Below are 26,336 nucleotides of genomic sequence, written 5' to 3'. Positions count from 1 at the left end.
TTTTACTTCAGCTCATACCCATAATGTTCGATGATCGCTTTGGCTCGCGGGCTACCGATGAACTCCAGGAGAGCTTTGGCCGCCACGTTATCCTTGCCCTTCGTCAGCAAGATCACGTCCTGTTGGATTGGTTCGTGCAGATTGTTTGGGACATCCCAGCGACTGCCCTGTCCCTTAATCTTCGGATCGAGGACCTGTGATAAGGCCACGAACCCCAACTGGGCATTGCCGGACTCGATGAACCCCATGGTTTGACCGAGACTCTCTCCCATGACGATGTGAGGCTGTACGCTGTCCCAGACTTCCAGCCTTTGGAGAGCCTGCATTGCTGCGACGCCGTATGGCGCGGTCTTGGGATTGGCCATGGCCAGCTTCTTGTATTGTTTCGACCGTAGCGTCTCCTCGCCTTTGATCAGGCTCTCGTTCGGACTCCACAGCACAAGACGGCCGATGGCATAGGTGAAGCGGGAATCCTTGACACCAAGCCCCTCATCTTCCAACTTCTTGGGGCGTTCCATATCGGCAGAGAAAAACACATCGAACGGTGCGCCATTCTTGATTTGCGAATAGAAATTGCCGGAGGATCCTCCGGCAACCTGAAGCTGATGGCCGGTCGATTTCTCGAACTCCATTGCGATCTCGCGGAACGGCGGAACAAAATTGGCGGCAACGGCCACCAGGGCTTGCTCGGCGAAGGCCGGGGTAACCGCCATCGTTACGATGACCAATAAGCTTAAGATTAGAAACCTCTGTTTCATGACCGATCCTTTCTACATTCTGACTGTTGCCTGAGCATAGAAGTAATCCGTATCCTTGTTTCCGCCTTGCGGCATTTGGACAAGGATGGCGGGGCTGTCAAAGTAGGAGCCCTTGAACCAATGCATGTATCCGACATCGAAACCCAGGTTCCGGTTGATGGCCCATTGCGCGCGCAGTTCCACATCGTGGCCCAGATAGCTTCCGGATTGTCCGGTGACATCTCGCAATCCGTTACCTGCGAACTGATCTTCTGCTTGAGCCAGGTACCAAAAGCGATGTTTCACTTGAAGCGTCACGCTTTTTCCCGGCTGTAGGATCAGCCGCCATCCCGGGGTATTGATGTTGCTTCTGAAAAACGGTCCGAAGATGCCGGTCGGATTGAAGTCGAATCGGCGCGCGCCGAACAACCGGTCGAACGATCCGTTCTCATCGTCGGTGGGGTCGTCATCTCCACTGGCATAGGTATACTGAGCGAGCAATCGGGGAGTCCAAGGAGCGTTGAATGTGTACCCCACCTCAGCATTTTGAAAGTGAGCGACATGATCGCGACCCCCTGTGTTGCCGGTCTGATAGCCGCTTTCGATCTCGTAATCCATTTCACCCACGACGGGTTCTTTAAAGAGACGAACTCCGTACGTGGATATGTTTCGACGATTGGCTACAGCCCCCCGTTTGTCATTGAGCCCTAAATAGTAGGCGTCAAACTGGAACCAGGTGAAATGCCGACTCTCGAGATAGGTCCCCCAGAAGAAGAATTTGCTGTTCATTTCATCGAGTCGCACAGGCTGGATGACGACCGGCTCCACGACGAATGCCCTGATCCGCCAGAGCTTATCCTCACCGATCTGCCAGTGAAACCCGTCGAACGCTTGGATGGTATTTCGAAATTCGTTTCTGGCGACGAGCCGGCGTTTACCTAAATCCATGGTAAATCGTCCGAAGTGGAAGTCAGTCCGTAACCCTGTTCCTAAGACATTCTTCAACGTCAATGATCCGAATAATTGTAATACGTCGAACTCATTGACGGAGGTGTTATTCTGAAAATCTGCACGCGCTCCATCCGAAAAGGACCGTGAATCTATTCCTTCAAAAAGAAATCGGAATGGTCCGTCTCCGCCCAATCCAAATCGAACTATCGAGCGCAGGGGAACTTGGAAATCCGTCCCTCCGTTCCCGGCGACTTGGTTTGATCGCCAGGGCTGGTCATAGGATTCAAACCGTGTCCGTTGCTCGAACCCCAGATCGATCCAGTCGGGGAGGTGCGCCGCAGTATGGAGGTATCGTCCCCAGTCCACACTTTGTCGCCGGATGAGTACGGCGTCGGCTGGCTCGATCCAGTTTTTTCCGGTCCGACCGGAAACTTCGAAATATCGCTCATTGGTAATCCAGCCCGTGTCACGCATGAGTTTGAAAACGGGATCTTCGGTGTTCTTAAATGCCCATTGCCCATCTTTCTGGACCAATTCTCCATACTCGACGGCCTCGGTCGTGTTCGGTGCAAACACAAGGAGCGGTACAGTCAGCAAGACCCAGCACAACGATTTCTTCGACATATTCTCCCCTTGAGTGGGACGGTTGTTGAAAGTGTGTGTTTAAACCTGGCGAGAAAGTCGTTAAACGACCCGCAAGGCATGGACTTTTCCCGTTTCGCTGGTGTCGTATCCGCCAAGCGCTTCGATCTCGTTCCTGAATGGACGGCTGACCAGTGTTTCAAACAGATGTGTCAACGTCGGATGGGACTTGAGGTGTGACTTGGGTACGACCAGGTCGTAGCGGGCGGCTTGCAGCGGTACGAAATCGAGTTCAAAGAGTTGTGCGGCGGAGCGAATACCGACGCCAACGTCGGCCTGGCGCTCCGCAATAGTCCGAGCCACATCGAAATGCGACGATACGATTCGATCATACCCTCGAACTTGCGTAGGCTCAATTCCAACTGCTCGCAACCGTTGATCAAGCAGCAGTCTTGCTCCGGAGCCTTCTTCTCGATTGATCAGTGTCACCATCGGCTCCGCAAGATCCGCAGCCGTGCGAATTGATTTTGGATTGCCCGTGCGAACGAGAAATCCTTCCTCCCACGTGGCGAACGTGACGACCTCATAGCCGGACCCCTTCAGCGACCGCCTGAGAAACGGCACATTCGATTCTCCGCTGACCGGGTCGAGGAGATGGAGTCCCGCCACATGCACGTCACCACGCTGCAATGCGTGGAGTGCTGCCGTGCTTCCCATGGTCCAGCCCACGACGGTCGTCTGGTCCTTTTGTCGCCGTAAATGTTCACCGGCTAAAAAAATCGCCGGATCACATCCGGCCACGGAGATTTCCTGTTGGATCGCTTCTCGATCACGGGAGAGCTGCACGCGGACAGTGTCGCCGGACCGTTTACCGGAGGTCTCGTTGACATACCCATCGGCAGGAACGGCGAAGGAGAATTGCTCGCCCAAGCCGGTGACAGGCCGCACGACCGTTCGCTTTCCAACGGTTGAAACTTTGACTCGAATCGGTTGAATTCTCTCCGTTTGGGGGAGATGACCGATCAGAGTGCCTTCGATAATATTTTCTGTCGGAGCAAGGCTGAATAGGTCTTCAACGCGACAATCCAGTACCGAAGCCAACCGGAGGGCAACGGCGGTCGTCGGCAAATAGAGGTTTGACTCGATGGCCGACAAGCCCTGTCGCGTCATGCCCGCTCGCCTGGCGAGTTCGACTTGAGACAGACCCTTCTTCGTGCGGATGGATTTGAGGTGATTGGAAAACTGAACGGTGTTTTTAAGTGTCTGGTCCTGAATCCGCATACCCTTTCATAGCAATAAAACTTGTCATGTGTCAATTATAATATCCTAATTCTTTTCGCTTTAGTAGACAATTGAAGTTCTATGAGTGGATGAATACATTAATAATAATGATTACAATTACGATAATGAATAATGTTGACAAAGAAACATCAGTCTTGATATTAATAAGTCATTCAATCATGATCGGAAATATAAAGATTAATCAGTGACAGATAGATCACAGAGGAAAGAGTTGAGGGTTATGTCAGGAGGGGCTCAAGAGGCACCGTTCCCGTACTCAAATCAAACAGTCGAGCAGGCGATTTTGCTCGCCTTGAAAGGGATTCGGTTTGGGTCTGTCGAGATTATTGTTCACGACTCCAGAGTGGTGCAGATCGAGCGGAAAGAGAAGATGCGGTTTGATCGACCTTAATGGTGAGGATCCGACATGACTCATCGACACTGTTTGTAGAAAGAGCGGTTGCACGGCAGATCGGCCATCCACACAACAGGAAGCCGGCGCTGCGGCAGTAAATAATCTTTTGGTGGATTGACCGGACAACCGGAGACCCCATCTCATGAGAAGGAGACTTGAAGATGAGAAGGTCATGGTTGTTCGGAGGAGTGGCGATAGTGGCAGGCATTTTCCTCGGGTTCACAGGGCAAGCGAGAGCGCAAGAGGTGACACCACCTGAGAAGTCGCTCGAACAACGCTTTGAGGAGTTGGATCAGGAGGTGCGTATTCTCAAGCGAAAGCGGGAATTGGACCAGGAAGCCTCAGAGGCCGCTAAAAAAGCAGTGCCGATAGCAAAGGTCGGCAGCTCAGGGCTCTCAGTTGAGTCTGCCGATGGCACCAACAGCATCAAGTTCCACGGCATTGTCCAGGTCGATCACCGGCTGTTCTTCGAAGGCGTGAATGACATCCGTAATCGCACCGATCAACGTGCGGGAAATCTGGATGAAGCGGGATTCCATGACGCCAATAATTCATGGAGCCTACGCCGCGCCAGACCGACGATCGAAGGCACGTTGCTGGGGAAATATGACTTTCGCTTCATGACTGACTTTGCAGGCGGGACGGTATCCATCTTCGATGCGTACCTGGATGCCCGACTCGATTCAGCCTTTAAAATTCGCGTCGGCAAATTCAAAAGCTTTGTTTCGCTGGAGCGTTTGCAGAGCGCGAGCGATATCAAATTCATCGAACGAAGTTATGTTTCGAATGCCATTCTGCCGAATCGGGATTTGGGCATCGCCGTGCATGGCGACGTTCTCGACAACACAGTCAATTACGCGTTCGGTCTGATGAACGGGGTGACCGATGGCGGCAACATTAGTACGGGCCCGCAATTCAGCGGACGCAAGGAATTTACCGGCAGGGTATTTTTCACACCGTTCCGGAATCGTGAGTCTGTATTACGGGGACTCGGCGTAGGCGTGGCGGCAACCTACACGAGCGTACGTGGTGAGCGGAACCTGAATTTTACCGACACGACTCCGGCCGACGCGACGAGAAACGGCCTGCCCAATTATCTCACGGATGGCCAGAACGTCTTCTTTCGGTATGGCGGCGCGACTGTCGCCGACGGAGACCGCCTACGCGTTTCTCCGCAAGCCTACTACTACATCGGACCGTTCGGCCTTCTGAGCGAATACGCGATCGTCAGGCAAGACGTCAGTCTTTCGACCGGTGGTCCTCCTCCCGGAGGTGGACCTGGTTCCAACACCGTGGTGACGCCCGATACTGGGAAGACGCTGCATCATCAAGCCTGGCACGTGACGGTGTCCTATATCCTCACCGGAGAAGATGCCTCGTTCCAAGGAGTCAAACCCAGGCACAATTTTGATTTCGGCAACGGTGGAGGAGCCTGGGAGTTCGTGGGGCGATACGGCGAAATGCTTCTCGATGACGACACGTTCAAAAATCCGACAGGTGCGTCATTTGTCGGAGGATATGCCAATTTGTCGGAAAGCCCGAAATCCGCACGTTCCTGGACGGTCGGTGTGAACTGGTATCTGAATCAAAATGTCAGAGCCGCCGTCAATTACTCGGAAACGAAATTTGACGGTGGCGCAGGTATCGATATCACGCCGATCAATGCGGCTGAAACCACGGTGCAAGACCGTCCTGATGAACGCGTCTTGCTCAGTCGGATACAGCTCGCATTTTGACAGCCGGAACAGTCGCTGAATCAGAACACGATGGAAAGGAACAACATATGAAAACTCTTCGGAAGATAGTCATTGCGCTGAATGCTGCATTCCTCGTACTAGGCGCACTTGCTGTACAGGCCCAGGATGTCACCCTCTTAAACGTCTCATACGATCCGACGCGAGAGCTGTACCAGGAATTCAATGCGGCGTTTGGGAAGTATTGGCACAAAGAAAAGGGTCAAACCGTCGTCGTGAAACAATCGCATGCAGGTTCCAGCAAGCAAGCGCGGGCCGTGATCGATGGGTTGGATGCCGACGTCGTGACGCTGGCGTTGGCCTATGACGTGGACGCCATCGCCAAAGTTCGGCTGTTACCGACGGATTGGCAGAAGCGATTGCCGCATAATAGTTCGCCCTACACGTCAACGATCGTGTTCTTGGTCAGAAAAGGAAATCCCAAAGCCATTCATGATTGGGACGATCTCGTGAAGCCCGGGATATCCATCATTCCGGCGAATCCGAAAACATCAGGAGCTGCGCGATGGGCCTACCTGTCGGCCTGGGGCTATGCCTTAAAGAAATATGGGAACGATGAAGCAAAGGCCAAGGACTTTATCTCGAGGTTTTACGCCAATGTGCCGGTGTTCGATTCCGGCGCGCGGGGGGCCACCACGACATTCGTTGAACGGGGGATCGGGGATGTGCTGGTGGGATGGGAGAACGAGGCCTATCTTGCGCTCAAGGAACTTGGCGCGGGGAAATTCGAGATCGTCACCCCGTCGATCAGTATCCTCGCTGAGCCGACCGTGTCGCTGGTCGACAAGGTGGTAAAGAGGAAGGGCAGCGAAGTCGTCGCACAGGCCTACCTGCAGTACCTCTATTCAGATGAAGGCCAAGAGATCGCAGCCAGGCATTTCTACCGTCCTCGTTCCGAGACTGTGTCGGCTAAGTACGCCGGTCAATTCGCCAAGGTGAGTTTGTTTACGATCGATGAGGTCTTCGGAGGATGGCAAAAGGCGCAACAGACCCATTTTGCGGACGGCGGGATGTTCGATGAAATCTACAAGCCGAATAGATAAACCGGGAAGCGCCTGTTCCAGTCGGCTTATGAACGACGTGTGAAGTGACAACTTTCCCGGATTCAGATGGATGCGATTTTTGCTGACACTCCGGAGCCAATGATGGGTAACTTCCTCGAAAGAATACCGCACATCGGCATCGTTGCCGGAACGGCGGAAGGCGCTGCGCTCTGTTACCGGACCTTGTGTCTGGAAGCTGAGAGCGTGATGGGGCGTCGCTACGCCCATCCCGAAGTGACGCTCCATTCATGCTCACTTCACCGGTACCTGGACGCGATTGATCAGGACGATTGGTCGGGAGTGGCCGCGCTGCTTTCCCAATCGGCGGCTAAACTGGCCCGCGTCGGCGCCGACGTGATTATTTGCCCGAACAACACATTGCACAAAGCCTTTCGGTTGGTAGAGTCGCCGGTTCCATGGGTTCATATTGCGAAGCCTGTGGCGAGAGAGATCGAGGCCAACCGGTGGCGTCGAGTGGGAATTCTCGGCACGCAGACGGTTATGGAAGGATCGGTCTATTCGGAGCAACTATATCAGTCCAACATCGGCATCATCGCTCCAGAGCAGGATGATCGATCTCGGATTCAGCATATTATTCGAGATGAATTGATCGCAGGAGTCAGTGCCCCCGAATCAGCGCTATTTGTTCGGAAGGTCATTGCGGACATGGCGATTAATGGAGCGGAGGCCGTGATCCTTGCCTGCACGGAACTACCGCTGCTCATGGCGGGGCATCAGGCGACTGTTCCGTTGTTGGACTCAACGCGTCTGCTGGCTCAAGCCGCATTGCGTTACAGAGTGCGGGAGGAACGACCTGCGGAGGGGAAGTACATGAGCGATCGTCGAAGCGTGATGCCGGCTCAGGAAAACATGTTCCGACCAAAGCTGAGCGTTCGCTTCTGATCGTTCGATGGAGAAGGGCGCGACCGGAAGAGCGGTTTGATACAAGCGGAAGACATCCTGAACCTCACAAGGACATGAATCTCATGAACCTCAGCTTGAAACAACCCAGTGTCCTCCCGGGATTCGGCCTGACTTTGGGGTTTTCTCTCTTTTATCTCGGCCTGATCGTGTTGATTCCTCTCAGCGGCCTCTTTGTGAAAACCAGTACCCTGTCGTGGGAACAGTTTTTGGGAATCATCACGACCCCGCGAGCGATCGCTTCCTACCAGCTGACATTCGGCGTCTCAATGGCCGGCGCAGTCATCAACGGCTTGTTCGGATCGATTATTGCGTGGGCATTGATTCGGTACCATTTTCCAGGCCGTTCTCTTGTCGATGCGCTCGTCGACCTGCCCTTCGCCTTGCCGACGGCGGTCGCCGGCATTACGTTGGCCGCGATCTATTCGCCGAATGGATGGATCGGACGGTACCTCGAACCGTTAGGAATGAAGGTGGCCTTCACCCCGCTGGGCGTGCTGGTCGCGTTGACCTTCATTGGGTTGCCGTTCGTCGTGAGGACCGTGCAACCGGTGTTACAGGACCTGGATCGGGAAGTTGAAGAGGCGGCCACGACGTTGGGAGCCAACCGATGGCAAACCTTTCGGGCGGTGATCGTGCCTGAATTGTGGCCGGCTCTCCTCACCGGGATCGCGATGGCATTCGCCCGCGCCGTCGGGGAATATGGGTCCGTGATCTTCATCGCGGGCAACATGCCGCTGAAATCTGAAATCACGCCGCTCCTCATCATGACCAAATTGGAACAGTACGACTATGCGGGCGCCACGGCACTGGGCGTCGTGATGCTGGTGATCTCGTTCGTGCTGGCGTTGATGATCAACCTTCTGCAATGGTGGAACAGCGCTCGCCATGGGAATCAATAAAGCCTCATGAAATCTTTCAGGAGCACCGGTTCAAAAGAGTTGCAGTGGAACGATTCACCCGCCACCGAAAGCCCGCTTGTCCGTGGGCTGCTCATGACGGCCGCATTGTTCTACTTGACGCTGTTCTTATTCGTTCCGCTCGTCGCCGTCTTTGCCGAAGCGTTGAAAGGCGGTCTCTCTGCCTATGCCGGATCCTTTCTCCATGAAGACGCTCTAGCGGCCATTCGCTTGACACTCTTGGTGGCGGTTGTGGCAGTGCCGCTGAATGCCGTGTTCGGAGTGGCCGCGGCCTGGGCCATTGCGAAATTCGATTTCATCGGCAAACAGATCTTGATCACTCTCATTGATATGCCCTTGGCCGTCTCGCCGGTCATCTCCGGCTTAATTTACGTGCTCCTCTTCGGCGCGCAAGGTTGGCTGGGCCCGTGGTTATTGGAGCATGACATCACGATCATTTTTGCCTTGCCTGGAATCGTGCTGGCCACGATCTTTGTCACGGTCCCGTTTGTTGCGCGCGAACTGATTCCGCTTATGCAATCACAAGGGCGAGAGGAAGAGGAAGCGGCGATCACGCTGGGAGCCTCGGGCTGGCAGACCTTTAGGCGTGTCACATTGCCGAACATCAAGTGGAGCCTCCTCTATGGGGTCATCCTGTGCAATGCGCGCGCGATGGGAGAGTTCGGCGCGGTGTCGGTCGTCTCCGGCCATATTCGAGGATCGACCAACACAATGCCGTTGCACGTAGAAATTCTCTACAACGAGTACAATGCCGTCTCGGCCTTTGCAGTCGCATCGCTTTTGACCTTCCTGGCCATCGTTACTCTCGCGGCGAAGGCAATTGTCGAGCGGAAGTTACATGCTCCAACTGTCGTTGCCGATCCGAGCGCGGCTGTTCGGGCAGGGAGGATTCAATGAGTATTCAGGTGGACCATGTCACGAAGCGCTTCGGAACATTTGCGGTGTTGAATGATGTCAGTCTTCATGTGCGGGAGGGTGAGTTGGTGGCTCTCCTTGGTCCGTCCGGTTGCGGCAAGACGACCCTGCTGAGAATTCTCGCCGGATTGGAACGCCCCGATCAAGGACGGATCTTTTTGCAGGGCGCGGAGGTCACGGATCAGCGGATCAGCGAACGCCGGGTAGGATTTGTCTTCCAGCACTATGCGTTGTTTCGCCATATGACTGTCGCGGACAATGTCGCATTTGGGCTGAATGTCCTGCCTCGGGCGCAACGGCCTTCGGTGGCCCGCATCCAGGAAAAAGTCGGTGAGCTGCTCGGACTCGTCCAGTTGCAGGCGATGGCAGACCGTTATCCCGGCCAATTGTCGGGAGGGCAGCGACAGCGCGTGGCGTTGGCCCGAGCGCTGGCCGTGGAACCGAAGCTTCTCTTGTTGGATGAGCCTTTTGGAGCGCTGGATGCGAAGGTCCGCAAAGAGCTGCGCCGTTGGCTGCGCCGACTCCATGATGAGTTACATATTACCGGCATTCTCGTCACGCACGACCAGGAAGAGGCTCTAGAAGTCGCCGATCGTGTCGTGGTGATGCATCAAGGCACTATTGAGCAGGTCGGTACCCCGGATGAAGTCTATGAACATCCCGCAAACCCCTTTGTCTATCGATTCCTGGGCGACGTCAACGTGTTTCATGGCCGTGCCTCCGAAGAGCAGGCCGTACGGGAGAGATCTGAAGGACCATCAGTCGGGCTGTCGGATACGGTTGAGGAACACGAAGTCACATTCGTTCGCCCTCATGACTTGGAACTCAACCGATCTCGAACAAGTCCTGATCAGTTTGAGGCCACAGTGCGGTCTGTTCTCACGGCTGGATCGCGAGTACGGCTTGAATTGATTGTCCAGGGCTCAGCGCAAACCATCGAAGTCGAACTGACCAAGGAGCGATATCGCGAGCTTGACCTTCGAGAAGGTGAGTTTGTGTTTGTCCATCCGAAGCATCGACAGGTTTTTAAAATACCCCAGCCATAACCAGCCGGCATTGCGCATCAGGAAATATCTGAACAGCGCTTTGATCCTATCGAACCGAGTTGCCGTTCCCAAGGGAACATTCGGCTATGCGGCAGGAGGCCTACGGTCTTTGCGGAACCGATCATGTAGAACATTGCTGGATGGGGTATGTGCCGCTACTCACTATGATGCGGGGCGGCCGATGCTGTGGGCATAGAGGCTGAAATACATCCCTCTATAAACTCAACCTTGCATTGCCACGAGGCGGCTGCGGCGTTGACGTGTTTGATGACATCCGCTGCGTTCGTGGTGCCGGTGGTAATGTCGACGAGGACATGGTTCGGGACACGGTTGAAGTAGATGCCGGTGACGCCCGGAATGGCCTGCAAGACGGTCGTCATCTGAGTTTCTTTGCTGTCGCAGCCTGGTCCGGTGAGCGTCAGGGGAAGTCGTTCTTTGGTGGGAGGGGTCGCCGCCGCCGGCAGGGAAATGGAAAGGCTTGCGATCAGAAGCGCGGCCGGGACCGCTCGGTGAGGCCAATGCCGTTGCATGAAATGAACTCCCAAATATGATGCCTGACAACGGTCACAAAATACACGATGCAAGGGCGGTTGTCGAGTCGCTATCGGGCCTGCACCAAGAAGGCTTTTGAACGGGCGTTGCCGCCGCCGGCCACGATATCAATGAATGACATGCCGGGCTGCATATCAGGAACGGTCACTGTAATAGTCGTGTCGTTCACGAATGTGTAGTCGATCTTCGCGGGGCCGGCCGCACTGAATGCCACGCCACGGAAACAATCGCTTGTTCCAAAATGCTCGCCCTTGATGGTGATCGTTTGTCCCGGCTTGGCCTCGTCTGGTTCCACGCTTAGGATCTTTGGTTTTCTGCTGCTGTCGCAGACGGGGTCTTTCGCAATTTTCTGTTCGTCGTGCCCTTTGATCGATTCTGTGTCGTGCAGCGTGTAGCCCGCTCCGTCGACGATCACTCCCTCTTCGGCAAGGGAGTGTAGAGGGAAACAGACGAACCCAAACAACGAGACCATCAAAAAGGGCATCAGGAAGTGCGGAGCCATCGTGACCTCCTTCGATGGGAAACTATTTCTTCGGCATCGGAACATACATGTCTCCGATAATCGTTTGACCGGGAGGGGAGAGCGCAAACGTTGAAAAGGCCTCAACCAGGGTATTCGATTCTTTTTTCGAAAGCAGCAGCAGAGGGCGACGGAGGCTGTAGCGGCCGTCTTTCACGGTCGGCACTTCCGGCTCCACCTTATCCACCGGCAGCAAGCGGACGGCGACGCCGCCTGAGACAGCCGAGAGGCCGGTACTCAGCGAAATATAGGCAGCTGCGGAGAGGGGGGGGAGGGTGCCGACGACGGTCTTCACGACGACCTCATCTCCGCCGAGTACTTTGGCGGATTCGAAAATTTTTCCTCTAATCCCGAGGTGGGTTTCGAAGGGTTCTCGAACATTCTGGTTGGGTGGCCTGTCGATCAGGAGAATCTTGGTCTCCGGTCCACCCAGTTCCGACCATTCCTTGATCTTTCCGGAAAAAATGTCGGCGACTTGCTGCGTCGTCACCTCCTTGGTGAAGTTGGATAAGTGGACCAAAATGCCGATTCCATCCCAACCGATCTGAGTCGCCGCGAAAGCCGGATCTTCGGTCCCTGTGACGGCAATGTGGGCCTGGCCTCCTGTGAGCAATTGCAACGGGTTGGAATCCTCGTCCCACAGGATGTCGATATAGACACGGGGATTGGCTTTTTCAAAAGCGCGAGCCAGGGCCTCAATGGTCGTTTGCTCGGGCCCGTTGCCGGCAATGACCAGGCTTCCGGCTGTTTGAGCAAAAGTGCCATGGGGCGCACAGAGGATCAGGCCGACGAGCAGTCCGGTTACGAATCGTCCCACGGTCATGGGATTGCCGGTCCCCGCAGGAGGTCATGACCAATCTGGTAGAGGGAATGGGTATTCAAGAGGTTGATCCTTCCGGTGGCATAGGATCTGACTCGGAGGTAATGTTCGGCGGCGGCATGGTACGTTTGGCATTCAGCGGCGGTAGCTTGGCGAAACGCTCCATCCGTTCCTCGTTCATGGCCTTGGCTTTCAGCTCAGTGAAGCCGGGTTTGCGATCACCCACGATATTGGATGAAAACGAAGACATGAGCCGAGTCGCCTGGCGGGCCCGACAAAATGGGCATTCCGTGTCTTCGACCCTGGCATACACGGATTGATTCGCCTCGAATTGTTTTTCGCACTGTCCACAACGGTACTCGTAGAGGGGCACGGAATTGGATCCTTTCTCTGTCTCTATGGCCGAGATCCAGGACTTGACAAGGTGACCTCTCGCAAGCGATCTTGACCAGCTCACAACGATACGTTTATTCTAGCAACATAGGCTACCAAACTGCCAGCTTCATGAGGAGGGTTTCAATGTCAGTGCTGATTCGACGGTACAAAGGCAATAACGGCATGATGCAGGAAGAACGAATCGACGACGAGGATCGAATCGAGCGCTACATGAGGCTCTTCGAAAAGGACGACGTCAAGAAGTTGCAGACCGGCGTGAAGTGCTTCATCGAGAAGGATGAATGGCAACTCCTCCCGTGAACCGGTCAGGGGTCAGGAGTAAGACGTGATCGAGTTGCAACAGTTCCTTACCACTCATCCCTTACCCCCCCACCGGTTAGCATGACCTATTGGATTCACATTGCCCGCTCGATCGATCGTGTGACGCTCCACCGAGACCGGTGCTCGGAAGTGCCGTCCGTCTCAACGTCCAGCGATTTCTGGGAAGGGGGATGGTTCGACTATCCCGATAAAGAGCGGGCGCTCCGCGCCATGGAACAGGCCGGCGTCAACCGAGACCGGCTGTGCCCGCTCTGCAAACCCTAAACGAAGAAGGTCAATAGTCAGCTGTCATTGGTCACTGGTGAGGAGTGTAACGCCGATTTGCTTAATGACCAGTGACTCATGACTGCCTTCACATATGCCGCGACTTGCCCTTCTCCTGACCACCGTCATTTGGGGCGCCACCTTTCCCGCTACCAAAGCCGCGCTTGAGCAGATTTCTCCGCTTTCTTTCTTGTTGCTCCGGTTCCTTCTCGGGACTCTGCTCGTAGTGCTGTGGTTTGTCATCTGCCGCCGTCGACTCCACCATGATCGTGCCGTATTGAGGGCGAGCGCGCTTACGACCGTCTTCCTCTTTTTCGGGTATCTGTTGCAAACAGTCGGGCTCGGCCATACAAGCGCTTCCAATTCAGCCTTTCTGACGGCCTTGTACGTGATCTTTGTGCCGCTGATGCTGATGCGGATCGACGGGCGGGTGGTGTCGGCGACGGCGATTGCGGTGGTCGGGCTCTGGCTATTGGTCAAACCCGACACCTCCATGAACCTGGGCAATCTCATGACGCTTGGGTGCGCCGTTGCGTTTGCGGGTCATATCATCTGTCTCGAGCGGTTCACCCGGCAAGTCGATGCTCCGTCGCTCCTTGTGTGGCAGATGGTGGCGATGACGGTGTTGTTTCTTCCGGCTCCATGGTGGGAAGGGACGACGCAGAACGATTTTTTGCCGACGACCGTCTTGCTGATCGGCCTTGGCGTCACGGGGGTTCTGGCCACGCTGGCGTTCGCCGTCCAGATATGGGCGCAGCAGCAAGTGCCGGCGCAACAGGTGGCGTTATTATTTGCGTCTGAACCGGCCTACGCGGCCTGGTTGTCCTGGTACTTTCTGGGAGAAACGTTGGATGTTCACGGGTGGATCGGGAGCGCGCTGATCTTGTTGGCGGTGCTGATCGGAGCATGGGGCGGCTGAACAATTTCATCAGGAGGAGTTGCATGGCGCAGAAATTCGGGAATGGACGGTGGGTGTCTGAAGGATTTTTGGATAACCGCGTCGATGGGACGGTCGTGGGCCAGGTTGTCTTTGCCGTGATCGGGCCGGTGGATTTTTATTTGCGCGGCAATTTCAAGCCGGATATCGCAGGAGAAGTGATTCGATTCCGCAACAGACGGTTTGAAGATGAGGATATGGCCGGACAAGTCATCGGCGATATGGCGAACCCTCAGGTCGGAACGGTGAATCTCATTTCGCTGGATCCCCATCCGAATTTGGAGCCGCATCCCTACGTCGAGTGGTTTACGCTCGGAAAGGACCACTATCGTTTCGAGCTGAGTGCTGGTGACGCATGGGTGCTATCCGATGAGGAGCGGAAGTCGATCGATGGAGAAAGCCGACGAATCAGAGAGACCCTGGCCGATCACGTCTGATCAGCCAAGGTCCAACGTGATTTAGAGCGGGTCTGGCAGGATGGTCAAAAAGGCCGTCCAGCAAGGCCGCAGCGAGCGAAGAGGCGAAGCGTGCTTAGGGCCGTACGTGGAGCTTCTAAGCGATGCGACCTGCCTCGCGAAGCCGCTTCGGCAAGGCGGGGAACGCCGCCGGCGGACTTTTTCAACATCCTGCTAAGGAGGGGTCAGCTCAAGTTGCGGTTGCGGCGCCGGAAGTTCCGTGGCTTTCACGGCTGCTTCAATCTTCTTTTTGAGCACACTGCGGTCTGAATCCTGTTTGGTTTTTCCTTCCCGTACATATTCCGGGACACCGCGGATATCCCAGACCAATCCCATCCACTCAAGTCCCTTGAGGCAGTAGTAGGTCATGTCGATTTCCCACCAGTAAAAGCCTTGTCTGGTCGAAGCCGGATAGTAGTGATGGTTGTTGTGCCAGCCTTCCCCCATCGTAATCATGGCCAGAAAGAAGTTGTTTCGGCTGTCGTCGCCGGTGATGTATCGTTGTGACCCATACACATGGGACAGGGAATTGATCGTGCAGGTCCCATGAACCAGTGCGACGGTCGAGATGAAAAATCCCCAAATCAGCATCTGAGGCCCATTCGTGCCGAGTCCGGGCGCGTAGGTTTCCAGCAATCGACCGAGACCGAACATCCCAAATCCCGCAATGGTGGGCATCAGAACATCAAACCGGTCGAGAAACCGCAGTTCCGGAAACTTCGCGAAATCCGTGATGCTTTTGAGTCGTGGCGCATAAAATGTCTGCGACATGATCCAGCCCATGTGCGACCAGAGAAATCCACCCTGGCGCGGGGAATGCACATCCTCCGGCGTGTCTGACGCGATGTGGTGATGGCGGTGATGGCCGGCCCACCACAAGGGACCGCGTTGGGCGCAACTTCCTCCGAGCAGGGCAAATAAAAACTGTACCGTACGAGAGGTCTTGAACGTACGATGCGAGAAGTAGCGGTGGTACCATCCGGTGATGGCAAACATGCGGAGGTAATAGAAGGCGACCGCGACGCCCACAGCGGTCCAACTCCAGCCTACCCAAATGACTCCCGCGCACATCAGATGTACGGCAATGAAGGGAATACTGCGAATCCAGTCTACCTTGGGTGGCCCCTCTACTTTCGTGTGCTCAAGGCCCGCCCATGAGTCAAACCATCGGAGAACGGAATACCAGGCATCCGGGGACTTCGTCGAGTGAAGCGATTGCGCGTCGGACATACAATTCTCCTCGTAGGTCGGGGGATCGGCAAAGTCACTGTGGTGGGAGACAGGGAGCCGGGGTCCCAATTAAGCTGATTGATCGTCCCGAATCAGGTGTAGGAAATGATTATACATAAAAGCGTCATAAAAATGAAACCGGATTTTTGTGGGGTCTTCGCCGGATTGATTGTACCGGACTGGCGATCGCTGTCTACTCATTTGGACAAGTCGCCAGAAAAAAGTGGACGTGCCCCGGCCTGTTTGACAGGGCTCCTTGCGCGTCTCTAAAATGCCGCTACGATGAACGACCGATTCCTCAGAGCTTGCCGCCGCGAACCCGTCGATTGCACGCCGGTGTGGTTCATGCGCCAAGCCGGACGCTACATGTCCGAATATCGAACGTTGCGCGCGAAACATTCGATTCTCGAGATGTGCAAAACGCCTGAGCTTGCAGCCCAAGTCACGCTTCAGCCGATTGATCGGTTCCCCTTGGATGCCGCCATTATCTTCGCCGACATTCTGCTCCCGTTGGAGCCGATGGGGCTCACCCTGGAGTTTGCGGCGGGGGAAGGGCCGGTGATCCATAATCCGGTCCGTGATCGAGCGGCGGTGGATCGACTCAAAGTGATCGACGGGGATGAACTCGATTATGTGGCCGAAGCGATTCGCCAAACGAGACGGGCGCTCGATGGGCGAGTGCCGTTGATCGGATTTGCCGGCGCGCCATTCACGTTGGCCAGCTATGCCATCGAGGGAGGAGGGTCCCGCAACTATTTGCACACCAAACAGATGATGTACGGCGATCCCACAGCCTGGCATCGCCTCATGGACAAATTTGCGTCCGTGCTCACCGGGTATCTCCGGCGACAGATCAAGGCGGGGGCTCAGGCGATTCAGCTCTTCGATAGTTGGGTCGGCTGTCTCTCGGCCGGTGACTATGCCGAATATGTGAAGCCGCATGTCCAGCGAATTTTCGATGGGCTTACGCGGGAAGGTGTGCCGATGATTCATTTCGGCACCGGCACGACGGCCATTTTGCGGCAGATGCGCGAGGCAGGCGGCGATGTCATCGGGATCGACTGGCGGGTTCACTTGGACGAGGCCTGGTCGATGGTCGGACATGATCGCGCCGTGCAAGGCAATTTGGATCCGCTGGTGCTGTTTGCGCCGCTCCATGAAATCGAACGCCGTGTGGAGGACATCTTGCGGCGAGCCGGTGGGCGTTCCGGGCATATCTTTAACCTGGGTCACGGTATTTTGCCGACCACACCGGTCGACCATGTTGCCGCGACGATTGACATGGTCCATAAGCTCAGCCAGCGGTGAATAAGAGGGGCGACAGTCGCGTCTCGCTTTTAAACTCGGAACATGAAACGTTAAACCTGAAACCTTCCCGCTTCTCTCGCTTCACGAACAACGAGGAACGATGCCTGCTACGCACCGTCACACCGCCATTCTTTTGATGGCCATGGGTGGGCCGGATTGCCTGGAGAACGTCGAGCCATTTTTGCTCGATGTTCGCGGTGGCCGACCGACATCGCCCGAGCTCATAGAGGAAATTCGTGAACGGTATCGCGTGACCGGCGGGAAATCGCCGGCTGTCGGTATTACCCACGAAGTGGCGAAGAAACTAGAGCAACAGTTGAATAGCTCGAGGAATGGCCGATACCGGGTCTATGTTGGGTTGCGGCATTGGCATCCGTTCATTAAGGAAACGTACGCCGAGCTGCTGAAGTCCTCGCCGGAACAGATCATCGGGATTTGCATGGCCCCGCAACAGTCCTCACTGAGTACCGGCGCCTATCGGAAAAAGGTCGAAGAAGCCCGTGCTGGATTGGGGGACGGTACCCCCGTCACGTATCTCGGGAGTTGGAACCGCCATCCTAAACTGATTGCGGCTCTTGTTGAGAGCATCCGGCAGGGGCTTCTGAAGTTTCCTGCCGACGCGCGGGCATCGGTGCCCGTGCTGTTTACGGCGCATAGCTTGCCTGAACGGATCGTGGCCATGAAGGATCCCTATCCTGACGAGGTCACAGGCACGGTCGAGGCAGTCACGCAACATTTGGGGAACCGACCGACGTACTTTGCCTATCAAAGTCAGGGGCGATCGAGCGAGCCCTGGCTTGGACCCACCGTGGAATCGATGTTGGAAACCATCCAGCTGGCGGGGCACCGGTATGTGCTGGTGGCGCCTATCGGCTTTATCTGCGACCATGTGGAAACGCTCTTCGATATCGACATCGAACTCAAGCAGCTGGCGATGAACCGAGGCATACACCTCGAGCGCATGGCCATGCTGAACGACTCTCTCCCGCTCATCGAGACGTTACGTGACGTCTTGGCGGCACACGAATCCTCGCTCCCTATTCAGTCGTGACTCGACCACGGACAGTCGTGATCGTCGGTGGGGGCATTTCCGGCCTGGCCACCGCATTTTCACTCCAAGAGCAGGCGACGAAAGCCGGTCTGACTCTCCGCTGCGCGATCCTTGAATCAGGATCGTCCTGGGGAGGAAAAATCGTCACGCATCGGGTCGGCGAGATAGTGACGGAAGCCGGACCGGACTCATTCCTGTCCCAAAAACAGGCCGGCCTGGATCTTTGCGCGAAGCTCGGCCTTACCGATCAACTCATCAATACCAATCAGACGGACAAGAAAGCCTGTGTTCTGTATAGGGGACGACTGCACGACTTACCAGAGGGACTGCTTTCATTCGTCCCGAAACAATTGGGGTCGTTCCTTCACAGCGGACTATTGAGCTGGTCAGGGCTGGCCCGGATGGGACTCGAATTCGCCGTTCCGCCTGGTTCCTCCCGGGAAGATGAGCCGTTGGCGGCGTTTCTTCGCCGCCGGTTCGGCGTTCAGGCATTCGAGCGGATACTGGAGCCACTCATGGCCGGGATCTACGCGGGGGACGCCGAGCACATGAGTCTGAGGGCTACGTTTCCACGGTTCTTCGAGCTCGAACAGCAGTACGGCAGCGTCGTTCGCGGCATGATGGCCGCCAAGAAAGCCGCCTCGTCGGTTTCCAATGGCCGACCAGGGCGTACGATGTTCGTCAGCTTAAAGAATGGTCTCAGCGATTTGGTCACGGCTCTGACGAGTCGATTGACACGGCAGGGTGTGGAGCTTCGATTAGGTTGCCGGGTCGATGCGCTGAGAGTGAGATCACATGAGTTGGGCCGGTGGATGTACGACCTGATCCTTGAGGATGGATCGGCGCTTTCTGCGGATAGCGTGGTTCTTGCCACACCGGCGTATGTGGCAGCGGAACTGGTGCGTCCATTGACACCGCTCGCCGGTGGACTATTGGACATGATTCCCTATGCCTCGACTGCCACCATTGCGATGGTGTTTCCACGGACGCTGACGAGCGCCATCGAAGGATTCGGATTTATCATCCCGCGAACAGAGCAGCGTGATTTGATCGCCGCAACCTGGACGTCGCTGAAGTGGCCGCATCGCGCTCCGGCGGATCAGCTGTTGGCGCGATGCTATATCGGTGGCGTAGGCCGGGAAGACATTCTTCAGTCGGATGACGGGACGCTGGTGGCCAAAGTCAGAGAGGAGCTCGCTGCGGTATGCGGCATCGATGTAGCGCCCAGTTACACGGAAGTGAATCGATGGTGGAAGGCGATGCCGCAGTACACGATCGGCCATCTCGATCGATTAGCGCAACTCGAGGCGGCACTCAGCCGGTATCCTGGGTTGATCCTCACGGGGGCGGGCTATCATGGGGTCGGCATCCCCGACTGCATCCGTGACAGCGCTGCCGCGGCCGAACGGGTGGTGCAGGATCTCATCGGTGGAACCAGTGTGACACGACGACCCCTCGGGGACGAGCTTGAGCCTAAGGCGAAGGTTATGGATGCAGGCCGAGCATAAGACATGCCTCTTGCTCAACCTCAACCTTCTGCCTAAAACCTCCTTAGTGATACATCCATGCGCGGGTCAGCGGAAATTCGGTCTGTCCCTCGGCTTCTTGACGGCTGGCAAGCATTTGGTAGACATTCAGCCAACCCTGCGAAAAGGCCAACGACGAGCCTGCCAAATACGCGCGCCAGACACGCAAGGTCCGCTCGCCGACCACCTGACGAGCGGCGTTGAGTTGCCCTTCCAGGTTGCGTGACCAATGCGCGAGCGTCCTGGCGTAGTGCGGCCGTAGACTTTCGACGTCGTATACCTCAAAGTTTTGTCTTGCCATCTCCCGGATGACCGAGTGGAGATGGGGAAGTTCGGTATGCGGGAACACATACTTGTCCATGAACTCGCTCACGCCGGAGCCGACCGTGCGTCCATCGGCATCGGGTGAGGTGATCCCGTGGTTCATGAACAGCCCCCGATCGCGCAGCAGGCGACGCACCACGCCGAAATAGACGGGGAAGTTATTTTGGCCGACATGCTCGAACATGCCGATGCTTGAAATCTTGTCGAACACGCCTTCGCCGAACCGTTCAGGCGCGTCCCGGTAGTCGAGCAGCATGGCGTCAACGTCTCCTTCCAGCCGCGCCTCTTTGATGCGTTGTTGAGCAATGACCAATTGGTTTTCCGACAGCGTGATGCCGACCGCCCGCACGCCATAATGTTGTGCGGCGTGCAGAATCAAACCGCCCCACCCGCAACCGATATCGAGGACTCGCTCGCCCGGCTGAAGGCGTAGTTTGCGGCAGATATGATCGAGCTTCGCCTCTTGCGCGGCGTCGATCGTTTCCTCCCCGGTCTGAAAATACGCGCACGAATACACCATGCGGTCATCCAGCCAGAGCCGGTAAAAATCGTTGCTCACGTCGTAGTGATGTTTGACGTCGTCGAGATCCTGTTTGGGAGTGTGACAGGCCGACGAAGCGGGAATTCGGGCCGTCGCCGGCGAGCCGCCGGCCGCCACGAGGCGCTCGGCGCCGGCGATCACGGAGATGATGTCGCCGTCGATATCGATGCGCCCATCGACGAACGCCTCACCGAGCGATCCGAGCGTGGGATGGGTTAATGCCGGCAGCAAGTTCGGGTCTCGAATGGCGAGCACGACGCGAGGTTCCTGGCCGAAGTTGAGACGCGAACCGTCCGGGAGGACGAGGTCCATCGGTTGGCCGCCGGTTGCTCGAACCTTTTCCGCCAGCTGTTGAATGCCGTGGTTCAGCACCTTTTCTGCGACCTTTCGGGTCGCCTGCAAAACGAGACTGCCGTGAGACATGATGACCTCCTTCGGGACGTGGCCTGAGATTCTTGGCCAAAGAGGTGCGGAGTATTCTTTTCCGCTTAGTCCTTTTACCTGGTCATTGTCAAGTGATTCAGGCACATGATGATAAACGAAGAGCTTTCCGCAAGCACGGCCCAGAACACGCCACCGATTGAGCACGAATAGAAATTTAACGCATCTGGAGACAATGAGGAACTAGGAGGATCCTCAGGGGAGAACAATGGCTTGCTGGGGATAGCCGAGTTCTTTCAGCAGGGCTTCCAATGAGTCGACCATCGGTGGTGGGCCGCAGAGAAACACGCAGGTGTTGGAATCCGGAGCGGGAAGATATCGCCGAAGAATTTCAGGAGTGACGCGACCTATGCCACCTTCCCATTCGGCAGGCGGCTGTTCCAGGACATAGTGACAATGAAAATTCGGATAATCTCGGGCATCGCGTTCCCACTCCTGTCGGAAGATGATGTCCGATTCGGTTTTGTTGGCAAAGATCAGGAATAACTCCGCATCGAGCTTGTTGGTCAGAATCCAGCGAATGATGGAGATCATCGGCGTAATCCCCGTGCCTCCCGCCACGAATCCCACGCGTTTGGCCATGCCATCCACCCAATGACCGCCGCTGTTCGGCCCGCTCATCGACACCGTCTCGCCGATCTGCCGATCATGGAGATACTTAGAGACGGAGCCGGCCTCATAGCGCTTGACCGTCAGGTCGAAATATTCTGTCGTGCCTGGCAGCGACGATGGCGTGTAGGGCCGCTTGACCTGTTTGCCGTTGATCGTCGCATGGACATATAGAAAGTCGCCGGGCAGCATATCCAGCGTGGCGTCGGCCGGCAGCTCGAACCGGAAGGTCTTCGTGTCATGGGTGTCTGGTTCGATGTGGATCAGTTTGTAGGGGCTCGGCATTTTCGTCTTGATGCGGGTGACGGCTTTCATGATGAATGCATGATACGGGCCCACATGGAACGATGCAATAGAACTCTTTCCGATACATCGCCTTGTGCACTTGCATCTATCTCTCATCCCGCCTCATACTTTTGACCATGGCATCTCATCCGGAAAGTCCCTCTGTCCCTTTTCAGAACCTGGAAACCGACGCGGCTCTCCATGCGATTCTCCGGGGGACCGCGACCGAGACGGGACAGGGCTTTTTTGCCGCTCTTGTTCAGAATCTTGCCAGGGTTCTCGGGACACACGGCGCGTGGGTGACGGAGTATCTTCCTGAAACACGTCGTCTGCGCGCGCTCGCATTTTGGATAGAAGGCCGATGGGTCAAGGACTATGAAGTGGACATTGCCGGAACTCCTTGTGAGCGTGTGATCGATACAGCCAAACTGGTGCATTTCCCCGATCGCATCCTGGAGATTTTCCCTCACGAGGAGGAACTGCGGGCCGCCGGTGCGGTGAGCTACATGGGCGTGCCGCTTCAGGACGTAGACGGGCGGATCCTCGGCCATATGGCGGTGATCGACCGGCGACCGATACCGGAAGAGCCACGAGTCCATGCAATCTTTCAGATCTTCGCCGCGCGCGCGGCAGTGGAACTGCAACGGATGCGAGCGGAAGCCGAGGTCCGAGAGCGGGAAGAAAAAGTCGGTCGACTCTTGAGCAGCGCTATGGACGCGATCATCGAATTGGATGACCGGCTCCGGATTACCCATGTCAATCCTGCTGCGGAGAAAACATTTTCCTGCCCGGCGGATTCGATGATGCATCAACATTTTTCGCGCTTTCTAAGTCCGGAGGATTTCGCTCGGCTGGAGAGACTGATTGCCGAGCTCGATCGGCGTCCGGAGGGAGAGCAATCGCGATGGATTCCAGGAGGACTCACCGCGTGCCGTGCCGACGGCGAGTCATTCCCCGCGGAGGCGACACTGTCCCGCTCTGAACTGCATCGCCGCAAATTCACGACCCTGATTCTTCGCAATATCCATGACCGGGTGAAGGCGGAGGAGAAAATTCAATCGCTGAAGGCCGAAACGGAACTTCTACGGGAGGAATTGCAGGCGCACCATCAGGACGGTTCCTTGCTCGGTGAAAGTCCGGCATTGCGGCAGGTGCTCCAGGACATTGCACAAGTTGCCGGGACCGATGCGACCGTGCTCATCATGGGAGAGACCGGAACCGGCAAAGAGCTCGTGGCCCGCGCCGTCCATGCGGCCGGCACACGCCGGGAACGGCCGTTGGTCACTGTCAATTGTGCCGCCATTCCGGCCACATTGATTGAGAGTGAATTCTTCGGCCACGAACTCGGCGCATTCACGGGGGCAACCAAGAAGCGCGAAGGTCGATTTTCCTTGGCCGACAAGGGAACCATTTTTCTCGATGAAATCGGCGAATTACCGCTTGAGTTACAGGCCAAATTGCTTCGCGTGCTGCAAGAAGGCGAGTTCGATCCAGTCGGCGGTTCGAAAACCAGGAAAGTGAACGTGCGGGTGCTGGCCGCGACCAATCGCGATCTTGCCGCCGCGGTCAAGCAGGGCGCGTTTCGCGAGGACCTCTACTACCGGCTGAATGTGTTTCCGATCCGGCTGCCGCCGCTACGTGAGCGAGGAAACGATGTGGTACGTCTCGCTTCCGTCTTTGCTCAACGGTTCGCCGCGAAGATGGGACGGACGCTTTCGCCGCTGACTGACGGTGATGCTTGTCGGCTTCAAACCTATCATTGGCCGGGGAATGTGCGGGAGCTGCAGAATGTCATGGAGCGGGCCGTGATCACGGCCACCGATGGCCGGCTGAACCTGGAGCGCGCCTTACCTGAACCAATGGCGCAACCGTCTCCAGCCGACCGGGCCGGCGAGCCAGGGCAAGGGACGATTCGTACCGCGAAAGAGCTGGAAGAACTGGAGCGCAGCAATATTCTCCGCGCGCTGGAGGCCACGAAGTGGAAAGTCTCGGGCGAATATGGTGCGGCGAAACTACTGGGCATCAATGCCTCTACCCTGTCATCCCGCATGAAAGTTCTCAAGATTCAAAAACCTGCCACGTAATGCGAGTTTTCTCGTAGGCTCACTAGCCATCCTTTTTCCTCCGGGACATCTTCCTTTTTCAAAATTTCGCAAATGCGCTCATGAGATTTCACAAGTCTTGAAATCTCATGGACCGCCTTTCTGGTTTTCTTGATCTCTAACCCATTGAGAACGCATCACATGCCTAGGTTTTAGAGGCGTGGCATCAATACTGCCGTCGCAGTACTGCAACGGTGACGCTTACGGCCACCGATATCAATCCCGGCATGCTCGACTACGCACAAAGGAAATTGAAAGATCTGAAGGGAGTCGACTGGCGTCAGGCCGATATTGCACATCTACCGTTTCCCGGCGCATCGTTCGAGGCGTGGTCTGTCAGTTCGGACTCATGTTCGTGCCGGATAAAGACCGCGCCTTTCGAGAAATGCGCCGAGTCTTGGTCAATGGCGGCGTGCTGGCATTTAACGTATGGGATCGCATGAATGCCAATCCCTGGGGCATCATTGCGCACGAGACCGTTGGAGAATTCTTTCCGGAAAACCCACCGCAGTTTTTCAAAGCGCCGTGCGGCTTTTCCGATATCGACGTCTTGCGGGGTTTGCTGACCGCGAGCGGATTCGATACAGTCACTATTCAAGCCGTCCGGAAGGAGTGCTACAGTCAAACGGCCAAATCGTTGGCGATTGGGCTGATCGAAGGCGCGCCGATACTCGCCGAAATTCAAGAACGCGGCGGTTCGTCTCGACCAATCGTTGATGCAGTGACGACAGCCTTAGCCAAGACCGGTGGTGAAAACCCATATCGTTCCACGATGCAAGCGATCGTGGTCATGGCACGGGCGAAGGAATGAGAGGAACCTACTCACCTTGAATGTTCAGAATCGAAATATGGAGGTTGTATGAAAATGCAAAAGTTGCGTCCTCATTATTACTTGGCAATGCTCACACTTTTCCTCACTCCCGCCTTAACGTACGCGATGTCTGGCATGGATCTGCCGCACGGCGGACACGGCGGGACGACCTCACTCTCAAAAAATATGGGCGAGCCGATCAACTCATCGGAATCAGAGATCGAGATGACCTACAGCGCCGATGGAAAGACCGCTATCTTCGTCTCAGGACGCCAAGGGAGCGTTCCATCACCAGGAGTTCCCTACAATTTCGACATCTGGATGGCTCATTTTGAGAACGGCACGTGGCAAGCTCCGATTCATCTGGGGCCTGGCATTGATCCGACGGTTGGACCCAACATTAATACGTCCGCATGGGAGCTGGAGCCGAGCCTCTCGGATGACGGCAATGTCATCTATTTCACGCAATACGAGCCGGGCAATCTGTCCACCGGCGACCTCTATGTGACCCAGAAAGTCAATGGGGTCTGGCAACCGGCCAAGAATTGGAACGAGGTCCCCGAACTGCCGCACCTCAATACGCCGACCGGCGAGGAGCACTGCCCGATCATTGCCTCCGACAGTTTGATTTACTTCAACTATCAGCAGCCGGGGGTCACTCAAGACAGCGACGTCTGGAAAGTCGAAAAAAAGGACGGCGTCTGGCAGAAGCCTGAGAGTCTGGGACCACGTGTCAATTCACCTTACCGTGACCATATGCACTGGACCGGACTGTCAAAGGACGGGAAGAGCCTCATTATCACCAGTACGCGCCCGGACATGGGCTCGCGGGGCGGACACGATATGTGGATTTCCTATCAGAATCCTAAAGGCGAATGGCAAGAGCCGCTGAACCTCGGGGATACGATCAATACGGCCGGCGAAGATATGTGTTGGACCTTTACTCCGGACGGCAAGACCTTCACGGGTAGTTCAGGACCGCGGGATTCGTACAATCACGATATGATGTGGGTTCACAAAGATGATGTTCCGTTGCTCAGGAATTTTGAGCCGATCGGGCCGCCGCCCAATTTGCTCCTGACCAAAAAAGGAAAACCGAACGATACAAAATGAGCGGGTGTTTACGGGTGTTTAACAGAAGGGAGGCACATGAGACATCCCTCCACGGCTTGATCAATGCTCCTCAACTGTAGGAGAAAATTAATTATGGCGCAAGCGCGTAATGACACAGCTTCGCGACTTTGCTGCTCGATATACAGGCGCTTGGTGCAGCCGGAA

The 26,336-nt window shown here is 55.9% G+C and carries 26 protein-coding genes and 1 pseudogene; 17 read left to right on the top strand and 10 right to left on the bottom strand.

Annotation, left to right across the window (positions count from 1 at the left end):
* Positions 1-2: 2 nt before the first annotated feature.
* Genes modA through COMA2_RS04890 form a run of 3 tightly spaced genes read right to left on the bottom strand, consistent with a single transcriptional unit; the run spans position 3 to position 3,551 of the window.
* The gene (modA, locus tag COMA2_RS04900) at positions 3-758 is read right to left on the bottom strand and encodes a molybdate ABC transporter substrate-binding protein (protein WP_090895193.1); all 756 of its coding nucleotides are present in this window, start codon (positions 756-758) and stop codon (positions 3-5) included.
* Positions 759-770: 12 nt separating this feature from the next.
* Positions 771-2,312 carry an alginate export family protein gene (locus COMA2_RS04895; protein ID WP_090895192.1) on the bottom strand — a complete coding sequence of 514 codons (1,542 nt, stop codon included), beginning with the start codon at positions 2,310-2,312 and terminating at the stop codon, positions 771-773.
* Between the two features lie 60 nt (positions 2,313-2,372).
* Complete coding sequence (locus COMA2_RS04890; protein ID WP_090895190.1) at positions 2,373-3,551, bottom strand: substrate-binding domain-containing protein; 1,179 nt, start codon at positions 3,549-3,551, stop codon at positions 2,373-2,375.
* 241 nt (positions 3,552-3,792) lie between these two features.
* Here COMA2_RS04890 and COMA2_RS04885 point away from each other — a divergent pair, with 241 nt between their 5' ends.
* The 7 genes from COMA2_RS04885 (at position 3,793) to COMA2_RS04855 (ending at position 10,565) form a co-directional block, all read left to right on the top strand.
* Positions 3,793-3,963, top strand: a complete 171-nt coding sequence (locus COMA2_RS04885; RefSeq protein ID WP_090895187.1) for a YezD family protein — start codon at positions 3,793-3,795, stop codon at positions 3,961-3,963.
* A 164-nt stretch (positions 3,964-4,127) separates the two neighbouring features.
* The gene (locus tag COMA2_RS04880; RefSeq protein ID WP_090895185.1) at positions 4,128-5,702 is read left to right on the top strand and encodes an OprO/OprP family phosphate-selective porin; all 1,575 of its coding nucleotides are present in this window, start codon (positions 4,128-4,130) and stop codon (positions 5,700-5,702) included.
* Between the two features lie 47 nt (positions 5,703-5,749).
* Positions 5,750-6,763, top strand: a complete 1,014-nt coding sequence (locus COMA2_RS04875; protein WP_090895184.1) for a sulfate ABC transporter substrate-binding protein — start codon at positions 5,750-5,752, stop codon at positions 6,761-6,763.
* 99 nt (positions 6,764-6,862) lie between these two features.
* Complete coding sequence (locus COMA2_RS04870) at positions 6,863-7,666, top strand: aspartate/glutamate racemase family protein (protein WP_217490624.1); 804 nt, start codon at positions 6,863-6,865, stop codon at positions 7,664-7,666.
* An 83-nt stretch (positions 7,667-7,749) separates the two neighbouring features.
* Positions 7,750-8,586: a sulfate ABC transporter permease subunit CysT gene (gene cysT, locus COMA2_RS04865; protein ID WP_090895220.1), complete on the top strand. Its 837-nt coding sequence runs from the start codon at positions 7,750-7,752 to the stop codon at positions 8,584-8,586.
* Between the two features lie 6 nt (positions 8,587-8,592).
* Positions 8,593-9,501, top strand: coding sequence for a sulfate ABC transporter permease subunit CysW (gene cysW / locus COMA2_RS04860; protein WP_090895182.1), 909 nt, complete (start codon positions 8,593-8,595; stop codon positions 9,499-9,501).
* Positions 9,498-10,565 (top strand): sulfate/molybdate ABC transporter ATP-binding protein, encoded by a 1,068-nt coding sequence (locus COMA2_RS04855; RefSeq protein WP_090895180.1) that lies wholly within the window; start codon positions 9,498-9,500, stop codon positions 10,563-10,565. The genes cysW and COMA2_RS04855 overlap by 4 nt, the downstream gene beginning before the upstream one ends.
* 155 nt (positions 10,566-10,720) lie before the next feature.
* Here the strand turns inward: COMA2_RS04855 and COMA2_RS04850 are convergent, their stop codons facing one another.
* The 4 genes from COMA2_RS04850 to COMA2_RS04835 all read right to left on the bottom strand — a co-directional run bounded on the left by COMA2_RS04850 (position 10,721) and on the right by COMA2_RS04835 (position 12,830).
* Positions 10,721-11,095: a hypothetical protein gene (locus tag COMA2_RS04850; protein ID WP_090895179.1), complete on the bottom strand. Its 375-nt coding sequence runs from the start codon at positions 11,093-11,095 to the stop codon at positions 10,721-10,723.
* 71 nt (positions 11,096-11,166) lie between these two features.
* Complete coding sequence (locus tag COMA2_RS04845) at positions 11,167-11,619, bottom strand: IPT/TIG domain-containing protein (protein WP_175304403.1); 453 nt, start codon at positions 11,617-11,619, stop codon at positions 11,167-11,169.
* Positions 11,620-11,641: 22 nt separating this feature from the next.
* Positions 11,642-12,460, bottom strand: a complete 819-nt coding sequence (locus tag COMA2_RS04840) for a substrate-binding domain-containing protein (protein WP_090895175.1) — start codon at positions 12,458-12,460, stop codon at positions 11,642-11,644.
* A gap of 55 nt (positions 12,461-12,515) precedes the next feature.
* Positions 12,516-12,830, bottom strand: coding sequence for an FmdB family zinc ribbon protein (locus COMA2_RS04835; protein ID WP_175304402.1), 315 nt, complete (start codon positions 12,828-12,830; stop codon positions 12,516-12,518).
* A 146-nt stretch (positions 12,831-12,976) separates the two neighbouring features.
* On the opposite strand from COMA2_RS04835, the gene COMA2_RS20065 reads away from it, so the two are divergent.
* From COMA2_RS20065 to COMA2_RS04820, 4 genes are all read left to right on the top strand, one after another.
* Positions 12,977-13,153 carry a hypothetical protein gene (locus tag COMA2_RS20065; RefSeq protein WP_175304401.1) on the top strand — a complete coding sequence of 59 codons (177 nt, stop codon included), beginning with the start codon at positions 12,977-12,979 and terminating at the stop codon, positions 13,151-13,153.
* Between the two features lie 81 nt (positions 13,154-13,234).
* Positions 13,235-13,438, top strand: a complete 204-nt coding sequence (locus COMA2_RS04830) for a hypothetical protein (protein WP_090895172.1) — start codon at positions 13,235-13,237, stop codon at positions 13,436-13,438.
* Positions 13,439-13,532: 94 nt separating this feature from the next.
* A complete protein-coding gene (locus COMA2_RS04825; protein WP_090895170.1) occupies positions 13,533-14,357 on the top strand; it encodes a DMT family transporter in 825 nt (274 codons plus the stop codon).
* A gap of 23 nt (positions 14,358-14,380) precedes the next feature.
* Positions 14,381-14,812, top strand: a complete 432-nt coding sequence (locus COMA2_RS04820) for a hypothetical protein (RefSeq protein ID WP_090895168.1) — start codon at positions 14,381-14,383, stop codon at positions 14,810-14,812.
* 192 nt (positions 14,813-15,004) lie between these two features.
* Here COMA2_RS04820 and COMA2_RS04815 read toward each other — a convergent pair whose 3' ends face one another.
* Positions 15,005-16,060, bottom strand: coding sequence for an acyl-CoA desaturase (locus COMA2_RS04815; RefSeq protein WP_090895167.1), 1,056 nt, complete (start codon positions 16,058-16,060; stop codon positions 15,005-15,007).
* 282 nt (positions 16,061-16,342) lie between these two features.
* On the opposite strand from COMA2_RS04815, the gene hemE reads away from it, so the two are divergent.
* From hemE to hemG, 3 genes are all read left to right on the top strand, one after another.
* Entirely contained in the window at positions 16,343-17,368 is a 1,026-nt protein-coding gene (hemE, locus tag COMA2_RS04810) for a uroporphyrinogen decarboxylase (protein ID WP_090895165.1), read from the top strand.
* Positions 17,369-17,468: 100 nt separating this feature from the next.
* Positions 17,469-18,419, top strand: coding sequence for a ferrochelatase (gene hemH, locus COMA2_RS04805; protein WP_090895163.1), 951 nt, complete (start codon positions 17,469-17,471; stop codon positions 18,417-18,419).
* Positions 18,416-19,927, top strand: coding sequence for a protoporphyrinogen oxidase (hemG, locus tag COMA2_RS04800; RefSeq protein WP_175304400.1), 1,512 nt, complete (start codon positions 18,416-18,418; stop codon positions 19,925-19,927). The genes hemH and hemG overlap by 4 nt, the downstream gene beginning before the upstream one ends.
* 43 nt (positions 19,928-19,970) lie before the next feature.
* Here hemG and COMA2_RS04795 read toward each other — a convergent pair whose 3' ends face one another.
* Both COMA2_RS04795 and COMA2_RS04790 read right to left on the bottom strand, forming a co-directional pair.
* The gene (locus COMA2_RS04795; RefSeq protein WP_407919006.1) at positions 19,971-21,122 is read right to left on the bottom strand and encodes a class I SAM-dependent methyltransferase; all 1,152 of its coding nucleotides are present in this window, start codon (positions 21,120-21,122) and stop codon (positions 19,971-19,973) included.
* A 324-nt stretch (positions 21,123-21,446) separates the two neighbouring features.
* Positions 21,447-22,175, bottom strand: coding sequence for a cytochrome b5 reductase family protein (locus tag COMA2_RS04790; RefSeq protein ID WP_175304399.1), 729 nt, complete (start codon positions 22,173-22,175; stop codon positions 21,447-21,449).
* Positions 22,176-22,282: 107 nt separating this feature from the next.
* Here COMA2_RS04790 and COMA2_RS04785 point away from each other — a divergent pair, with 107 nt between their 5' ends.
* The 3 genes and pseudogenes from COMA2_RS04785 (at position 22,283) to COMA2_RS04770 (ending at position 26,171) form a co-directional block, all read left to right on the top strand.
* Positions 22,283-24,229, top strand: a complete 1,947-nt coding sequence (locus COMA2_RS04785) for a sigma-54-dependent Fis family transcriptional regulator (RefSeq protein ID WP_090895156.1) — start codon at positions 22,283-22,285, stop codon at positions 24,227-24,229.
* A 212-nt stretch (positions 24,230-24,441) separates the two neighbouring features.
* Positions 24,442-25,058 (top strand): annotated as a pseudogene (locus tag COMA2_RS04775) (class I SAM-dependent methyltransferase).
* 54 nt (positions 25,059-25,112) lie between these two features.
* Positions 25,113-26,171 (top strand): PD40 domain-containing protein, encoded by a 1,059-nt coding sequence (locus COMA2_RS04770; protein ID WP_090895218.1) that lies wholly within the window; start codon positions 25,113-25,115, stop codon positions 26,169-26,171.
* Positions 26,172-26,336: the final 165 nt, after the last annotated feature.

It is taken from the genome of Candidatus Nitrospira nitrificans, from assembly GCF_001458775.1.
GTDB lineage: Bacteria > Nitrospirota > Nitrospiria > Nitrospirales > Nitrospiraceae > Nitrospira_D > Nitrospira_D nitrificans.
This window is presented reverse-complemented; position numbering and strand designations above follow the sequence as displayed.

Bases quoted from the DNA above. Each gene is read 5' to 3' on its own strand.
- modA (WP_090895193.1), bottom strand. From the start codon at position 758: ATGAAACAGAGGTTTCTAATCTTAAGCTTATTGGTCATCGTAACGATG.
- COMA2_RS04895 (WP_090895192.1), bottom strand. From the start codon at position 2,312: ATGTCGAAGAAATCGTTGTGCTGGGTCTTGCTGACTGTACCGCTCCTT.
- COMA2_RS04890 (WP_090895190.1), bottom strand. From the start codon at position 3,551: ATGCGGATTCAGGACCAGACACTTAAAAACACCGTTCAGTTTTCCAAT.
- COMA2_RS04885 (WP_090895187.1), top strand. From the start codon at position 3,793: ATGTCAGGAGGGGCTCAAGAGGCACCGTTCCCGTACTCAAATCAAACA.
- COMA2_RS04880 (WP_090895185.1), top strand. From the start codon at position 4,128: ATGAGAAGGTCATGGTTGTTCGGAGGAGTGGCGATAGTGGCAGGCATT.
- COMA2_RS04875 (WP_090895184.1), top strand. From the start codon at position 5,750: ATGAAAACTCTTCGGAAGATAGTCATTGCGCTGAATGCTGCATTCCTC.
- COMA2_RS04870 (WP_217490624.1), top strand. From the start codon at position 6,863: ATGATGGGTAACTTCCTCGAAAGAATACCGCACATCGGCATCGTTGCC.
- cysT (WP_090895220.1), top strand. From the start codon at position 7,750: ATGAACCTCAGCTTGAAACAACCCAGTGTCCTCCCGGGATTCGGCCTG.
- cysW (WP_090895182.1), top strand. From the start codon at position 8,593: ATGAAATCTTTCAGGAGCACCGGTTCAAAAGAGTTGCAGTGGAACGAT.
- COMA2_RS04855 (WP_090895180.1), top strand. From the start codon at position 9,498: ATGAGTATTCAGGTGGACCATGTCACGAAGCGCTTCGGAACATTTGCG.
- COMA2_RS04850 (WP_090895179.1), bottom strand. From the start codon at position 11,095: ATGCAACGGCATTGGCCTCACCGAGCGGTCCCGGCCGCGCTTCTGATC.
- COMA2_RS04845 (WP_175304403.1), bottom strand. From the start codon at position 11,619: ATGGCTCCGCACTTCCTGATGCCCTTTTTGATGGTCTCGTTGTTTGGG.
- COMA2_RS04840 (WP_090895175.1), bottom strand. From the start codon at position 12,460: ATGACCGTGGGACGATTCGTAACCGGACTGCTCGTCGGCCTGATCCTC.
- COMA2_RS20065 (WP_175304401.1), top strand. From the start codon at position 12,977: ATGTCAGTGCTGATTCGACGGTACAAAGGCAATAACGGCATGATGCAG.
- COMA2_RS04830 (WP_090895172.1), top strand. From the start codon at position 13,235: ATGACCTATTGGATTCACATTGCCCGCTCGATCGATCGTGTGACGCTC.
- COMA2_RS04825 (WP_090895170.1), top strand. From the start codon at position 13,533: ATGCCGCGACTTGCCCTTCTCCTGACCACCGTCATTTGGGGCGCCACC.
- COMA2_RS04820 (WP_090895168.1), top strand. From the start codon at position 14,381: ATGGCGCAGAAATTCGGGAATGGACGGTGGGTGTCTGAAGGATTTTTG.
- COMA2_RS04815 (WP_090895167.1), bottom strand. From the start codon at position 16,060: ATGTCCGACGCGCAATCGCTTCACTCGACGAAGTCCCCGGATGCCTGG.
- hemE (WP_090895165.1), top strand. From the start codon at position 16,343: ATGAACGACCGATTCCTCAGAGCTTGCCGCCGCGAACCCGTCGATTGC.
- hemH (WP_090895163.1), top strand. From the start codon at position 17,469: ATGCCTGCTACGCACCGTCACACCGCCATTCTTTTGATGGCCATGGGT.
- COMA2_RS04795 (WP_407919006.1), bottom strand. From the start codon at position 21,122: ATGGACCTCGTCCTCCCGGACGGTTCGCGTCTCAACTTCGGCCAGGAA.
- COMA2_RS04790 (WP_175304399.1), bottom strand. From the start codon at position 22,175: ATGAAAGCCGTCACCCGCATCAAGACGAAAATGCCGAGCCCCTACAAA.
- COMA2_RS04785 (WP_090895156.1), top strand. From the start codon at position 22,283: ATGGCATCTCATCCGGAAAGTCCCTCTGTCCCTTTTCAGAACCTGGAA.
- COMA2_RS04770 (WP_090895218.1), top strand. From the start codon at position 25,113: ATGCAAAAGTTGCGTCCTCATTATTACTTGGCAATGCTCACACTTTTC.